This is a genomic window from Pedobacter cryoconitis (assembly GCF_014207135.1).
In the GTDB taxonomy this organism is placed as follows: domain Bacteria; phylum Bacteroidota; class Bacteroidia; order Sphingobacteriales; family Sphingobacteriaceae; genus Pedobacter; species Pedobacter cryoconitis_D.
Genome location: NZ_JACHCC010000009.1, coordinates 299360 through 314122, shown reverse-complemented (window position 1 = coordinate 314122; position 14763 = coordinate 299360). Strand labels below are relative to the sequence as shown.

Below are 14763 nucleotides of genomic sequence, written 5' to 3'. Positions count from 1 at the left end.
TAAATCAATTATGCCAATAAATACAGGAGTATTATCACCTAATGAAAAGGAGAGATTATGTGCTTTGTACGCATATGATATACTTGATACCCCTGTTGAAAAAAGCTTTGATAACCTAACAAGACTTGCTTCGCAAATATTTAATACACCCATTGTCCTGATTTCTTTAATTGATAAAGACAGGCAATGGGTTAAATCTGCTGTAGGTACAGACCGGAAGGAACTTCCCCGTTATCAGTCCTTTTGCGAACATACAATTCTGGGAAACACCATATTTGAAGTATATGATGCACAGAAGGATAGTCGTTTTGTAGATTATCCCTCTGTGAAAACCGAGCCATATGTGAGGTATTATATTGGTGCCCCGCTGATTGATGACGAAGGGTTTAAGCTGGGTACGCTTTGTTTGTTTGATATAGTTCCCAGAGCATTGACTGATAGTCAGAAAGATATACTGAAAGGGCTGGCAGAAGAAGTGGTTGTACATCTGGTACTCAGAAAAAAAGATCAGCAGATCCACTCCGGTGCTTCACGTTACCAGGAACTGTTGGACATTACTGCGGTATCCCCCGAAATACATTGCATTCTTGATTTCAGAGGCAGGGTTTTGTTTATTAATGAGGCAGTTACAAGATTACTCGGGTACTCTGTAGCGGAGGCAATGGAACTGGGGCTGCTGGACGTCTGTTATCCTGAAGATATACCAAGAGTAATTAAAAGTATAGAAGAAGGCCTGGGGCAAAAACAGAAAGAACTTCATATTGATTTCCGTATTGTTGGACGTGATCATATTGTTCGCTGGATAAGTTGGTCCCTGGTCGCGAAAAATCACAGATGGTATACATACGGGAGGGATATAACTGATAACAAGAAGGTCGAAAGTGACCTGATGAAATTGTCATTTGTAGCCAGCAAAGTTAATAACGCGGTAGTTATTAATGATGCAAACAATCATGTCACCTGGGTGAATGCAGCCTTTGAAAAAATTACAGGGTTTAACCTTGAAGACGTAAAAGGAAAAAGACTTGGCGATCTGATTATAGGCCCTAATACCGATCTGGAATTAATTGATGAGGTTAGAAAACTTACCGAACAGAGGCAGTCTTTTACGATAGATATGCTGGCTTACCGGAAAGATAAAAAAGAAATCTGGCTTTCCGTTTACAATACTGTTGTATTGGATGACAGAGGAAATGTAGATATTGAGGTAGAGATTATCATAGATATTACCGATAAAAAAAGAGCTGAAGAAGAGTTGCAGGTTCTGTCTATGGTTGCAAGCAAAACAAATACCGGTGTGAATATTCAGGACAATGAAGGAATCACTACATGGGTCAATAAATCACTGGAAAAATTAACCGGTTATAGAAAGGAAGAGCTTTACGGTCATCATTTGGGAAATATTCTTTCACCCAATTTTTATGACCAGGAGTTGATTGCCACTTCAAGGAATAAAAGCAGGAACAACCAGTCTTATACCATCGAAGTACTGGCAGAAAAGAAAGACGGATCTACTATCTGGTTGTCCGTATCCAATACCCCTATTATTAACAGTAAAGGGAAAGTAGAGCGCCAGATTGACCTGATATCAGATATCACACAACGTAAACAGGTTGAAAAGGAAATGATCGAGGCTAAGGAGCAAGCTTTAAAGCTGAGCCAGGCTAAAGAGATGTTCCTTTCCGTGATGAGTCATGAAATTCGTACACCTTTAAATGCGGTAATAGGTATGACCCATTTACTGTTGGACAATGATCCTAAGATCTCACAGATTGATGATCTGAATATTTTAAAATTCTCCGGAGAAAACCTGCTGCATATTATTAATGATATTCTGGATTTTACAAAGATGGAAACTGGTAAGATGGAGCTGGAAGTTTTTCCATTTAATCTGAAAACCCTGGTTAATGACATTATTAATTCTTTACAGGTTAATGTAAAGAAAAAGGGGAATCAGCTGGTCCTTGTTTTTGATCCGATGGTTCCTGTATTGGTTGCCGGGGATAAAAATAGGTTATATCAGATCCTGATGAACTTTTTAGGTAACGCTATTAAATTTACAGATAACGGGCAGGTACAACTAAGACTCAGTCTCGCAGCAGAGAGTGAAGAAGAGTCAATTATCAGGTTTGAGATCGTTGATAACGGCATAGGAATCCCTAAAGACAAACAAAACTATATTTTTGAAACCTTTACACAGGCTAAAACTGATATTTCCAGAAAATATGGAGGCACCGGCTTAGGATTGGCAATTACGAAGAAATTACTTCAGATGTTTAATTCTGAGATTGTTGTTGATAGTGTTGAAGGTGAAGGAACCACTTTCTCTTTTGAGATCGCATTCAGTAAGATGAGTGAAATAACTGCTACTCCTGGGAATAACACAGAAATGAGTGTTTTTATAGGAAAAAGAATACTGGTAGTAGATGATAATGAGATTAACATTCTGATCGCTAAACGTATTTTGAGTAAGTGGGGACTGGACGTTGATGCAGCTATTAACGGATATGAAGCTATAGAGAAAATTATGACAGAGAGTTATGATTTGATCTTTATGGACATTAAGATGCCAGGTATAGATGGTTTTGAAACTACAGGGATCATAAGAGATATCAGTGGGACGTATTATAAAGAGATACCAATCATTGCCTTAACGGCTTCTACGTTAAAAAATGATCATCATAAATTTAAAGAATGTGGTATGGATGGTCATGTTCTGAAACCATTTAATCCTGAAGAGATTAAAAAATTACTATCCGGATTTTTTTCCAAAGAAAAACAGCAGTAAAATACACTGGGCTGATAAAAGGAAGGGCCGGAACTCCAGAAGGAATCCCGACCCTTAAATTAACGCTCTCAGTATATAAACGATTAACTCAATCAATTGTTTTAGGTAAAACGATTTTTTTTATGATACAATGTATTTTTTTTGTATCTTATTGATTGTCAGTTGTAAAAAAAAATAAAGGGCTGGTGTTTCTATAAAAAAAACACCAGCCCTTATCATCTAAATTAACGCTCTCAAAAATATAAACGCATATCAACTGAAAATGTTGCAACCAGTTTTGGTTTTTGTACCTGCTTTATTCTGCATAGGCTACTGTAGCGACCGATAAATTTTCAAATCCGTTAGCCAGGAGTAAATGGCCACACGATTCAAGGGTGGCACCTGTGGTTATGACATCATCTACCAATAAAATAGCTTTATGTTTTAAAGAGAGTGACTGTGAAATCCTGAATATATATTCCATGTTTTCGAAACGATTGTATCTGCTCCTTTTTGTCTGTGTCCCGGTATTTATCTTTCGGGTCAGCAGTTTAGTGTTTACTGGCAGTTGCAGGACTTTGGCTATACCATCTGCAATACATTTACTTTGATTATAACCGCGTTTGCGTTCTTTTAACCGATGAAGAGGGATCGGGATGATCAATTCTGTTTTTTGCCCGGTCAGTAATATTTTCTCACCAATCATACAGCCTAGCATAAAACCTAATTCCGTGTTGCCATTATATTTTATGCGGTGGATAAGGTCCTGTACCTTTGACCCTTTACGAAAATACAGTAAGGACATGGCTCCCTGGAATGGCATTCTTCCCCAGAATAGTCTGGCTACGGGATTATCAGCGAATAGATGGAAATCAGTATAAGGCAGATCATACAGGCACCTGATACAGATCTGTTTTTCTCCATGAACCAGCTGTACGCCACAGGCATTGCAATGTTCGGGAAACAGCAAATGAAGGAAATCAGAAGTGATTTGTTGAATGAAAGGCATTTCCCAATGTAACCTGTTACATCGGGAAATAGTTAGTGTTTTGTTAAAATCAGGCCTGGTCTTTTACGGCTAGTTGTCCGCAGGCAGCATCAATATCCTTACCGCGGCTACGTCTGATATTTGTATTTATTCCCTGACTTTTCAAATAATTAGAGAAGGCATCAATTTTATCTCCTTCTGCATTGATGAAATCTGCAAACTGAATAGGATTATATTCAATAAGGTTTACCTTGCAGGGCACATGTTTACAGAATTTGGCCAGATCCATTGCATCCTGAATTTCATCATTGAAATTATTGAATACTATATATTCATAGGTAACAGGGTTTTTGGTTTTGGCAAAATAATATTTTAAAGCTTCAGCAAGTACCTTTAGCGTGTTTTGCTCATTAATAGGCATAATTTCATTCCTTTTTTGATCATCTGCAGCATGCAGTGAAAGTGCCAGGTTGAATTTAACGCCATCATCACCCAGTTTACGGATCATTTTGGCAATTCCTGCTGTAGAGACAGTAATTCGTTTATAAGACATATTTAAACCATCAGGAGCGGTAATCCGTTCTATTGATTTAAGTACGTTTGCGTAATTTAAGAGTGGTTCACCCATTCCCATGTAAACAATATTTGTTAATGGGGCGTTGTAGTTTTTCTTGGCTTGCTGATCAATTAAAACCACCTGATCATAAATTTCATCTGCATTGAGGTTACGTTTTCTGTCCATGTAACCCGTTGCGCAAAATTTGCAGGTTAAACTGCAGCCCACCTGAGAACTGACACAGGCCGTCATCCGTTCCTCCATAGGGATTAATACCCCTTCAACGATATTTCCATCGTATAAACGAAAAGTATTTTTGATAGTCTGGTCATTACTGAACTGAGAATTGTTTACCGTTACAATGTTGATGGTATAATTCTCATCCAGTTTCTTTCTCAGCTCTTTAGACAGATTACTCATTTCTTCAAAAGAACGGGCAGACTTTTCCCAGAGCCATTGGTAAACCTGTTTGGCCCGGTAAGCCGGTTCTTTCATTTCAGTAAAGTGTTGCTGAAGCTGGATAAGACTCAGTGAACGGATATCAGTTTTAGTTATTACAAGCATTTGATGCAAAGTTACCTAAAAATAATAAGTCGCCCAATTTTCGGGATACAAATTACTTTCAGGTGTCAAGACCTTGCTTGTTTATGCTTGTTCTGTAAGAACTTGAGAATCAGTTGTTCTTAGCGTTTAGGACTTTTGGTTTTAGCGCCTGCAGCACCTGGTCTTCCGTTCGAAGGTCTTACCGATCTCCTGCTTGGACCATTACTTTTATTCCAGTCCGAAGTTGTGGAGGCGGCTTTAAAAGAAGAAGAACCTGATGGTTTTGCTTTTGCGCCTCTTGCTGGTTTTTCTGATTTTTCTCCTCTGGCAGCTGTAGCCCTTGGTGCTTTTCCTTTAGAAGGGCCTGCTGGTCTTAGTCTTGCTGCTCTTTTTGGTGTTACATTAACCTCATCAGAAACTTCTTTTGGTGCTTTTTTAGCTACTCTTTTAGGTGCTGAAGCTGCAGCAGAGCTGGATTTGGCAACCATCTTATTGATCTCTGCCATCTCTTCTGGAGTCAGTTCTCTCCATTCACCTACAGGAATACCCTTAAGATTGACATTCATGATACGTGTACGCTCCAGTTTGGTAACTTCAAAACCGAAATGCTCACACATACGTCTGATTTGTCTGTTTAAGCCCTGGATCAGCGTAATTTTGAAAATGAAAGGACTTTCTTTAGTGACTTTACATTTTTTGGTCATTACCCCTAAAACAGGTACACCCTTTGCCATGCCAGTGATAAACTGCTCAGTTAATGGTTTGTTAACTGTCACCAGGTATTCTTTTTCATGGTTATTCCCTGCACGCAGGATTTTGTTAACCAGGTCGCCATTATTGGTCATGAAGATCAGTCCCTGTGAATCTTTATCCAGTCTTCCAATAGGAAAAACTCTTTCACTATGATTTACATAATCAACGATATTGCTTTTTACACCAGCTTCAGTAGTGCTTGTAACACCAACAGGTTTATTAAAGGCCAGTAAGATTGTATTCTCTACTTCTTTAGGCTCGATAGTTTGTCCGTTCACCGTGATCACGTCACCGAAGAAAACCTGGTCACCGACTTTAGCTTTTCTGCCATTAATAAACACATTTCCCTGTTCAATGTATCTGTCCGCTGCTCTCCTTGAGCACATGCCGCTTTCACTAATGTATTTATTTAATCGGGTGGTAGAATCAGACATAATAGTATTTCTTTTTACAAAGTAATCAATTTATACCCATATATGCTATCAAAATTATTTAATACACAGATTTTTTCAGTTAATCCTTCGTAAAAAAGGCTATATCTGAGCTGATTTTTTTAAGCTTTGGGCAGAATAACCGTAATTTGCAAATATGAGTTCATATTTGTCGGCATCATGGGTTTATCCGGTGAGCAGCCCACCTTTGCAAAATGGAATAATTGAGGTTAATGAAAAAGGTACTATACTTAATGTCTGGACTGCAGCGCAGGGGAAAGCATTAGATATAACAGATGTCAGGTATTACCAGGGGGTGCTGGTGCCAGGCTTGGTCAATACACATTGTCATCTGGAGTTGTCACATCTTGCCGGAAAAATAGCAGAGCATACAGGCTTACCAGGTTTTGTGCAGCAGATTATGCAGCAAAGACAGGCTTCAGAGATAGAAATTGAAAACGCTATGCAACTGGCAGATGCTGCTATGCACGCGAATGGTATTGTGGCAACGGGGGATATTTCCAATCAGTCTGGATCAAAAAGAGTAAAGTTAAACAGTCCGGTTTATTACCATACCTTTGTAGAGGTTATGGGTTTTAATCCGGAACGTGCTGCCGAAATCATAACCAAAGCAAAGGAAACCAGAGATGCTTTTTTACCTTTGAAAGCAACAATTGTTCCTCATGCGCCTTATTCTGTTTCAACAGAATTATTCAAAGAAATTAATCAGACTTCAGGTACAGCAGATGATATTGTCTCTGTACACAATCAGGAGACAGAGGCAGAAAATCTCTTTTTTGAAGAGAAGAAAGGACATTTTCTGAAATTGTATGAATTCCTGGGTTTAGATATCAGTTTTTTTCGGGCAGAAGGGAAGACCTCATTGCAGAGTTATCTGCCTTTATTGGCCAGACAGGCCAGTACTTTGTTGGTGCATAATACATTTACCAGCAGGGCAGATATTGAATTTGCAAAAAGCACTCACCCAAAACTGTTCTGGTGTTTATGTCCAAATGCAAATCTGTATATTGAAAACAAATTACCCGATGTAGAAATGCTGAGAGATTCGGGAGTGACTATTACATTAGGTACAGACAGCCTGGCAAGTAACCATAAGTTGAGTATTCTGGCAGAAATGAGGACATTACAAATGCATGCCAATATTACTTTTGATGAACTTCTATGCTGGGCAACACTCAATGGTGCAACTTTTTTAGGGATGGAAACTCAGCTGGGAACCCTCGAAAAAGGAAAGACACCAGGAATAAACTTAATCCAGCAGCTGGAAAACGGCCATATAACGCCGGACACCCATATTCAGCGGATAATATAAAATGATAATATATGTCAGATCGTATCACACGTTTATTTAATATTCAGTATCCCATTATTCAGGCTGGTATGATCTGGTGCAGTGGCTGGAGGCTGGCAGCGGCAGTATCATCTGCTGGTGGCCTTGGAATTATAGGTGCAGGTTCTATGTATCCCGAAGTATTGAGAGTGCATATTCAGAAAATAAAGAAGGCTACATCAAAGCCATTTGCTGTGAATGTACCCTTACTTTATCCTAATGTGGAGGAGATTATGCAAATTCTGGTGTCCGAAGGAGTGAAAATTGTATTCACTTCGGCGGGTAATCCTGCAACATGGACAGGTTTTCTTAAGGAAAACGGAATAACTGTCGTTCATGTCGTTGCCAATACTAAGTTTGCACTGAAAGCTGAAGCCTGTGGGGCAGATGCACTAGTGGCCGAGGGCTTTGAGGCAGGAGGACACAATGGAAGAGAAGAAACTACGACCCTCTGTCTGATTCCGATGATAGCAGATGCTGTGAAAATACCGGTAATTGCTGCCGGAGGGATTTCTTCCGGACGCAGTATGCTTGCCGCGATGGCATTAGGTGCTGATGGAGTCCAGGTAGGTTCTGCTTTTGCAGTTGCAGAAGAATCCTCAGCCCATCCATCTTTCAAACAGAGAATTGTTAGTGCCGGAGAAGGAGATACTAAATTGCGTATGCAAAAACTTGTTCCGGTGAGATTATTAAAAAACTCATTTGAATCTATGATCGCTGCTGCAGAAGCTGAAGGGGCGGATGCAGAAACATTACAGCGTCTGTTGGGGCGTGCAAGAGCAAAATTAGGTATGTTTGAAGGAAATTTAGAAGAAGGAGAGCTCGAAATCGGTCAGGTTTCCGCATTACTGAAGGAAGTCAGACCGGCTGAAGTAATTCTGAAAGAGATCTGGAACGGATTTTTAACAGCAAAGAGCAGAATCAGCCAGTTCAATTATTAAAATAGAGAATGGAAATGAAACAAATCATAATCAGAGTAACAGGAAAAGTGCAGGGAGTAGGATTCAGGTATACCACAAAGGTTGTAGCCGATCAGATGGGTGTCCGCGGAATCATCAAAAATGAAAAAGATGGCAGTTTATATATTGAAGCCGAAGGGGATGATACCTTGCTGGATGTTTTTGTAGAATGGTGTAATGAAGGACCGGACCGTGCGAAGATTGAAAACGTAGAGATCACACCCGGTGAACTGAAAAACTATCGTAATTTTGAAATCATCAAGAAATAAGTTCACTTTATTATCCGTTTAACCAGATCAAGTGTCAGTTATAAAAAAGTTTTTAGGTCAGACTGCGGTATATGGGGTGAGTACCATATTATCCAGACTACTCAATTTTATCTTAACCCCGATTTATGTCAGGGCTTATTTGCCGGGTACATTTGGTATATTAACCAAACTGTTCAGTTATGCCTCACTGATTAATGCAGTATTGGCATTCGGTATGGAAAGTACTTATTTCAGGTATCTGAATAAATACGAGGACAAAAAAGATGCAGTATATAATAATTCCTTTATCTGTATAGCTTTTATAGCCGGCTTATTTCTGATTACAGGCTCAGTTTTCTCTGATTCTATTGCTGCATGGATTAGTAATGGCGACATAGGACAGTCGGCAGATTATCAGAAATATGTGAAGTATTTTGTCGGGATTTTATTTGTGGATGCCATTTGTGTCATCCCTTTTGCTAAAATAAGGGCGGATAATAAGGCTTTCAGATACAGCGTAGTCAAATTTCTGAACATAGGAAGTTTCGTAGGGCTTAATCTTGTTTTCATTTATATTATTCCGGCGGTGATCAAACATCACTGGCTGATGTCCGGCTGGTTTGAAAGCTGGTATCGTTATCAGTGGGTGGGCTACGTTTTTATTTCCAACCTTGCCGCAAGTGTGCTTACTTTTTTGGTATTGCTGCCAGAATTCTTACAAATCAGATTCAGGTTTGATAAAGATTTGTTCCTGAAGATGATCTCTTACAGCTGGCCGATACTGGTTGCAAATTTATCTTTCATTATTAACGAGAATCTGGATAAGATTGTATTGAGTAAATTACTTCCCCGTTCTGTTGCTGATATTGACGTAGGAATATATGGTGCAGTCTGTAAGATCGCTATGTTTTTAAGTATTTTTATCACCGCTTTCAGACTTGGGGCAGAACCCTTCTTTTTCAGTCATGCAAAAAATGAAAATGCGAGAAAAACTTATGCAACAATTCTGCATTATTTTGTGATCGCCCTTTCCTTACTGTTTGTTGCACTGGTCGCTAATATCGAAATCCTGAAATACTTTATTAGCAGGGATAAAGCCCATCTCGCCCAGTACTGGTCAGGGTTACCAGCAGTACCCTATTTATTATTCGGTTATGTCTGTCTGGGGATTTATATGAACCTGTCTATCTGGTACAGATTGTCCGATCAGACCCGGTTTGGTCTTTACATTTCATTGGTAGGTGCAATACTGACAATTGTCCTTAATTTTGTATTGATTCCAAAATACAGTTATATGGGCTCTGCTTGGGTATCCATGCTGGCGTATTTCGTCATGATGGTTATCTCCTACGTACTGGGGCAGAAATATTATCCGATTCCCTATAAACTGAAGCGGATTGCAGGTTACCTGATTACTTCAGTAGTACTGGTTATCCTGTCTTTCTGGGTGTTTAACAGGAATATTTATATCGGAAATCTGTTATTGCTGCTGTTTTTTGCGGGGATAGCCTATATAGAAAAAGATGAATTAAAAGTGCTTTTAGCAAGAGGAAAATAATAACAAATACACAACAAGATGAAGATTAATATTATCAACAAATCAGGATTGGCATTGCCTCAGTATGAAACAGCTCATGCAGCAGGTATGGACATGAGAGCATTTGTAACCGAAGAAATTGTAATCAAGCCTATGCAGCGTATATTAGTGCCAACAGGTTTACATATTGAATTACCGGTTGGGTATGAAGCACAGATCCGCCCGCGCAGTGGTCTTGCTTATAAACACGGGATCAGTATCGTAAATTCTCCGGGTACTATTGATGCAGATTATCGCGGAGAGATTAAAGTACTACTGATTAATCTTTCAGATACTGACTTTGTAGTAAATAACGGAGACAGAATTGCACAGATGGTGATTTCAAAACATGAAACCATTACCTGGGAGAACGCTGAAGAACTAAGTGATACGGCACGTGGTGAAGGTGGTTACGGTCATACAGGTAAGTAATTAATAAATAATGAAAAGGATAGTTGTTTTATGCAGTATACTTATCCTAGGGCTGACATCAGCTGCCCAGCAGCTACCTGTTTCTGCCGGTGACAGTGTCCGTATTAAACAACTTTTCTTTGCCGGTCTCAGCGATAAACTCAAAGAGAACTATCAGCGGAGTAAGGATAACTTCAGTAAAATTACCACCCTCGATGCCAGGAATGCACCGGCATGGTACGAGATCGCTTTATTAAGTTTCAGACAGAATAATATGGCTGAAGCTGAAACAGCCATAAAGACCGCTGTTGCTATCGATCAGAGTAATATCTGGTATTGGAAATTATTGGCTGAAGTCTATAAAACAACGGGTAATATGGTCAACTTAATTCCCGTATTTGATCAGCTGATCAGGTTAGCTCCGAATCAGCAAAGTTATCAGTTTGACCGGGCCAACGCGATTGCTATATCAGGTAAAAAAGAGGAGGCCCTTGCAGCTTATACTTTACTGGAAAAAAAATTCGGACCTTCAGAGTCAATTGATAATGCACGCAGGAGGATTACTGAAGGACCATCAGCCAGAGAGACAGTTTCTACTGTAAATGCTGGTGAGGCTATGGCAGTAGCGACCTTATACCTTTCCCAGAAAAAATATTCAGCAGCCTCCAGGGTTCTGGAAAATATTGCGGGTACCCATCAGGATGACCCGCTTTTTCTTGCACTTTATGGAGATGTATTATATGAAACCGGGAATTTGCCAGCTGCTCTTGTCAATTATAAAAAGGCGCTGAAACTCACAGATCAGCTTTATGGTGTCTGGGAGAAAGTCCTCAATATATCTATCCTGATGGGTCAGTATCAGCAAATGATTAAGATTGGAGAGGATGCCCTTTCCGTATATCCTAACCAGGCAATTCTCTATTATTATATGGCTTTCGCCCTTCACCGGGAAAACCAGAATAAAGAAGCACTCGAACATATAAAATCTGCATTGACACTGGACGGGGATAATAAAGAACTGCAGGCATTGATTTTTGCCCTTCAGGCAGAAATATTAATAGACGAAGGGAAAACTTCTGCTGCCGATAATGCCTTTGAGCATGCTGTGCAGCTAGATCCGCAAAATTTTCTCATTATGAACAATTATGCATACTACCTGGCGTTAAGAAATGAAAACCTGACCAAAGCAGTGGCACTGATTGCCGTTGCAGCCAAAGCTTTGCCTGGGGATGCTTCCATTGCAGATACCTACGCACTGATTTTATTTAAAATGGACCAGCTTGATCTTGCCCGCTTATGGATAGAAAAAGCATTGCAGAACAATGAATCCGGAAATAGTATTTACCTGGAGCACTATGGTGATATTTTATTTAAGGACGGAGCATTGGATGAGGCTTTGATTCAATGGAAAAAATCAAGGGATGCAGGTAATGAGTCCCCTGTGTTAAAACGAAAAATAGATGAAAAAAAATATTTCACGAAATAGTCTGCTGATTCTGGTACTGTTAAGTACTGTGATGGCTTGTAAAACTAAAAAAACAATAGTGAAAACACCTGATTTGACAGCTGTACCTGTGACCAATGTCAGGAAGGCCGAAAACTTAAGGATGCTTAGGGCTAAAGATATTCCGTTTAATACCTTGTCTATGAAAGGGAAAGTAAGTCTTGATATCAATGGGAGTGTAAATAATGTGAATATGACTATCCGGATCCAGAAGGATCAGAAAATCTGGGCAAGTGTAACCGCTATAGCCGGAATTGAAGTAGCCAGAGCGCTGATTACTCCGGATAGTGTCTTTTTACGTAATAATTTACAGTCTGTCGGTGTGAAAAAGCCCTTTAGTTACCTGAACAGTTTTACCAGCAAACAGGTTACTTTTAAGATGCTGCAATCTATTCTTTCCGGAAATACAATCGCAGAGTTTACCAATGATCAGGCTACCCTCGATGCTGATTCTGGCGTGTTTACAGCAAAAGGAGTACAGGGCGAACTGGCATTCAGGGTGTTATTCAATACCCTGCAGAAAACGGCCGAACTGAATATGAATGAAGTGAAAGCTGGGAAATCACTGAAAGTAGTTTATTCAGATTATCAGCAGGTAACCGACGCACTATTTCCATCGGTGATGAAAATCAATTCTATGTCCGGGACGAAGAAAACAAATCTGGCATTTGATTTTTCAAAAATAGAACGTAATGTCCAACTTGATTTTCCATTTACTCTTCCCAAAAGGTTTGAGTTAATAAACTAAATTTTTTTATACTTTTGATGCAATGAAGCTACACAAACTACTTTTGTTTCTTTTGTTTATGACGTTTGCGTCAGCTGGCTTTGCCCAGAGCAGTGCACAGTTAAAGCGGAAGAAGGAAGCCATCCAGCGTGAGATTGAACTTTTACAGAAAAATCTGAACAAAGCAGCTCAGAGTAAAAAACTTACTTTGAGTGAAATACGTGCCCTGAATACAAAAATCGCGTTGATGCAGAGTAAGATTACAGTGATCAACTCAGAGATAAAAAATCTGGATAACGAAATCCACGAAAATACAAATACCGTACATTCATTGCAGGGTCAGCTGGCGCAGCTTAAAAAAGAATACGCCGGAATGATCAGGTTTGCACAGCGCAATAAAAATTCATACGACAAAATGATGTTTATTTTTGCGGCGCGCGATTTTAACCAGGCTTATAAAAGAATAAAATATTTACAGCAATTTGGTCAGTACCGTAAAAAACAGGCTGACTATATCAAAGGAACTGAGAAAAACCTCAACTATAAAATTGTAGTTCTGGATAAAAGTTTAAAAGCGAAGAGCAGTTTATTGCGTGAGCAGGAGAATGAGCAAAGTAAACTGGCTAAAAATAAAACCGAGCAGGCTTCAGTACTGAATAAATTCAGTAAACAGGAGAAACAGTTTAGTCATGATATTGCTAAAAGGAAAAAACAGCAGTCAGCTATAGACAGGGAGATCAGAAATGCGATTAACCGTGAAATTGCCCTGGCCCGTAAAAAGGCAGAGGAAGAGGCCCGAATTGCTGCTGCGAAGGCCAGAGCTGAAAGTAAGCCGGCACCAGTTGAAAAAGCAAAAACAAATAGTAATTATCTGACTTCAACGCCCGAGGCAGCGAGACTGTCAGCAGGATTTGAAAACAACAGAGGCCGTTTACCGTGGCCGGTGGCGACAGGGTCCATTACGGAAAGTTTCGGAAGACATACCGAAGGTCAGGCAGGTTATACCAATGATGGTGTAAACATACTGACCAGTGATGGGGCGACGGTACGTGCCGTATTTGGAGGTGAAGTTTTATTTGTCAGAATCATACAAGGTATCTATGTGGTGGCTATCCGTCATGGTGACTATTTCACGATTTACCAGAATCTGAAGTCTTCCAGCGTATCAAAAGGCGAAAAAGTAGAAACCCGCCAGAGTATTGGTACAGTTGCGACAACATCCGATGGGGCTTTACTGCATTTTGAGATTATGAGGGGGCAGTCAAAACTGAATCCTGAGGCCTGGATAGCAAAGTAGTACGGACGTCATCATCACGATTAAAATACAATATGTACATTTGAAAATGTTTATATTTGCTAATATTATAATTAAATTGATATGTATACTGGAGTAGTATTAGAATTTTTAAACATGGGTGGCAGTGAAATCATGCTTATCCTGGCTGTAGTACTGTTGTTATTTGGTGGTAAAAAGTTACCAGAATTAGCGAGAGGTCTTGGAAAAGGGATAAGAGATTTTAAAGATGCCTCAGAAGGGGTGAAGAGAGAAATTCACCGCAATATAAATTCGATGGATATCGATGATGAAATCAAGTCAACTGAGGCTAAAGAACCAGTAGTCTTAACAAAAGAAGAAAGCGCTTCTGTACATGTTGATCCTTCAGCACCAACGGTGACACCATCAGAATCAGATAAAAACAAAATCTAAATCAATAATCATGTTGAATACAACCCTATTAGCAGCACTCGGTACCCCGGAAATCCTTGTTATTTTAGTAGTAGTTTTACTGCTTTTTGGTGGTAAAAAAATTCCTGAACTAATGCGTGGTCTGGGTAAAGGCGTAAAAGAATTCAAAGAAGGTAAAGACGGAACTGATAATGATCCTGATAACTCACATAAATCCTAGATTTATTTTTTGAATTTCTAACCCTTTAATTCCTTTCCTTTA

14 protein-coding genes are annotated in these 14763 nt (G+C 39.5%); 11 read left to right on the top strand and 3 right to left on the bottom strand.

Annotated features, from left to right (window positions below):
- Positions 1–10 precede the first annotated feature (10 nt).
- On the top strand, positions 11–2788 hold the full coding sequence (locus tag HDF25_RS18045) for a PAS domain S-box protein (protein WP_184627295.1): 2778 nt from the start codon (positions 11–13) through the stop codon (positions 2786–2788).
- Positions 2789–3083: 295 nt separating this feature from the next.
- Here HDF25_RS18045 and HDF25_RS18040 read toward each other — a convergent pair whose 3' ends face one another.
- The 3 genes from HDF25_RS18040 to rluF all read right to left on the bottom strand — a co-directional run bounded on the left by HDF25_RS18040 (position 3084) and on the right by rluF (position 6041).
- On the bottom strand, positions 3084–3776 hold the full coding sequence (locus HDF25_RS18040) for a ComF family protein (protein ID WP_184627293.1): 693 nt from the start codon (positions 3774–3776) through the stop codon (positions 3084–3086).
- A gap of 49 nt (positions 3777–3825) precedes the next feature.
- Positions 3826–4875: a 23S rRNA (adenine(2503)-C(2))-methyltransferase RlmN gene (gene rlmN / locus HDF25_RS18035; protein WP_184627291.1), complete on the bottom strand. Its 1050-nt coding sequence runs from the start codon at positions 4873–4875 to the stop codon at positions 3826–3828.
- A gap of 119 nt (positions 4876–4994) precedes the next feature.
- Positions 4995–6041 (bottom strand): 23S rRNA pseudouridine(2604) synthase RluF, encoded by a 1047-nt coding sequence (rluF, locus tag HDF25_RS18030; RefSeq protein WP_221450943.1) that lies wholly within the window; start codon positions 6039–6041, stop codon positions 4995–4997.
- Positions 6042–6195: 154 nt separating this feature from the next.
- Here rluF and HDF25_RS18025 point away from each other — a divergent pair, with 154 nt between their 5' ends.
- The 10 genes from HDF25_RS18025 (at position 6196) to tatA (ending at position 14721) form a co-directional block, all read left to right on the top strand.
- Positions 6196–7371 (top strand): amidohydrolase family protein, encoded by a 1176-nt coding sequence (locus tag HDF25_RS18025; RefSeq protein ID WP_184627289.1) that lies wholly within the window; start codon positions 6196–6198, stop codon positions 7369–7371.
- An 11-nt stretch (positions 7372–7382) separates the two neighbouring features.
- Positions 7383–8330: an NAD(P)H-dependent flavin oxidoreductase gene (locus HDF25_RS18020; protein ID WP_184627287.1), complete on the top strand. Its 948-nt coding sequence runs from the start codon at positions 7383–7385 to the stop codon at positions 8328–8330.
- A 14-nt stretch (positions 8331–8344) separates the two neighbouring features.
- Positions 8345–8617 (top strand): acylphosphatase, encoded by a 273-nt coding sequence (locus HDF25_RS18015; RefSeq protein ID WP_184627285.1) that lies wholly within the window; start codon positions 8345–8347, stop codon positions 8615–8617.
- A gap of 31 nt (positions 8618–8648) precedes the next feature.
- Complete coding sequence (locus HDF25_RS18010) at positions 8649–10154, top strand: polysaccharide biosynthesis C-terminal domain-containing protein (protein WP_184627283.1); 1506 nt, start codon at positions 8649–8651, stop codon at positions 10152–10154.
- An 18-nt stretch (positions 10155–10172) separates the two neighbouring features.
- Positions 10173–10604, top strand: a complete 432-nt coding sequence (dut, locus tag HDF25_RS18005; RefSeq protein WP_184627281.1) for a dUTP diphosphatase — start codon at positions 10173–10175, stop codon at positions 10602–10604.
- A gap of 10 nt (positions 10605–10614) precedes the next feature.
- Positions 10615–12069, top strand: a complete 1455-nt coding sequence (locus HDF25_RS18000) for a tetratricopeptide repeat protein (protein WP_184627279.1) — start codon at positions 10615–10617, stop codon at positions 12067–12069.
- Positions 12044–12835, top strand: coding sequence for a DUF4292 domain-containing protein (locus HDF25_RS17995; RefSeq protein WP_184627277.1), 792 nt, complete (start codon positions 12044–12046; stop codon positions 12833–12835). The genes HDF25_RS18000 and HDF25_RS17995 overlap by 26 nt, the downstream gene beginning before the upstream one ends.
- A 22-nt stretch (positions 12836–12857) precedes the next feature.
- Positions 12858–14111: a murein hydrolase activator EnvC family protein gene (locus HDF25_RS17990; protein WP_184627275.1), complete on the top strand. Its 1254-nt coding sequence runs from the start codon at positions 12858–12860 to the stop codon at positions 14109–14111.
- An 81-nt stretch (positions 14112–14192) separates the two neighbouring features.
- Positions 14193–14522, top strand: coding sequence for a twin-arginine translocase TatA/TatE family subunit (locus tag HDF25_RS17985; protein WP_184627273.1), 330 nt, complete (start codon positions 14193–14195; stop codon positions 14520–14522).
- 10 nt (positions 14523–14532) lie between these two features.
- Positions 14533–14721, top strand: a complete 189-nt coding sequence (gene tatA / locus HDF25_RS17980; protein ID WP_184627271.1) for a twin-arginine translocase TatA/TatE family subunit — start codon at positions 14533–14535, stop codon at positions 14719–14721.
- Positions 14722–14763 lie beyond the last annotated feature (42 nt).

Coding starts and splice junctions, on each gene's coding strand:
- HDF25_RS18045 (WP_184627295.1), top strand. CDS start 11: ATGCCAATAAATACAGGAGTATTATCACCTAATGAAAAGGAGAGATTA.
- HDF25_RS18040 (WP_184627293.1), bottom strand. CDS start 3,776: ATGCCTTTCATTCAACAAATCACTTCTGATTTCCTTCATTTGCTGTTT.
- rlmN (WP_184627291.1), bottom strand. CDS start 4,875: ATGCTTGTAATAACTAAAACTGATATCCGTTCACTGAGTCTTATCCAG.
- rluF (WP_221450943.1), bottom strand. CDS start 6,041: ATGTCTGATTCTACCACCCGATTAAATAAATACATTAGTGAAAGCGGC.
- HDF25_RS18025 (WP_184627289.1), top strand. CDS start 6,196: ATGAGTTCATATTTGTCGGCATCATGGGTTTATCCGGTGAGCAGCCCA.
- HDF25_RS18020 (WP_184627287.1), top strand. CDS start 7,383: ATGTCAGATCGTATCACACGTTTATTTAATATTCAGTATCCCATTATT.
- HDF25_RS18015 (WP_184627285.1), top strand. CDS start 8,345: ATGAAACAAATCATAATCAGAGTAACAGGAAAAGTGCAGGGAGTAGGA.
- dut (WP_184627281.1), top strand. CDS start 10,173: ATGAAGATTAATATTATCAACAAATCAGGATTGGCATTGCCTCAGTAT.
- HDF25_RS18000 (WP_184627279.1), top strand. CDS start 10,615: ATGAAAAGGATAGTTGTTTTATGCAGTATACTTATCCTAGGGCTGACA.
- HDF25_RS17995 (WP_184627277.1), top strand. CDS start 12,044: ATGAAAAAAAATATTTCACGAAATAGTCTGCTGATTCTGGTACTGTTA.
- HDF25_RS17990 (WP_184627275.1), top strand. CDS start 12,858: ATGAAGCTACACAAACTACTTTTGTTTCTTTTGTTTATGACGTTTGCG.
- HDF25_RS17985 (WP_184627273.1), top strand. CDS start 14,193: ATGTATACTGGAGTAGTATTAGAATTTTTAAACATGGGTGGCAGTGAA.
- tatA (WP_184627271.1), top strand. CDS start 14,533: ATGTTGAATACAACCCTATTAGCAGCACTCGGTACCCCGGAAATCCTT.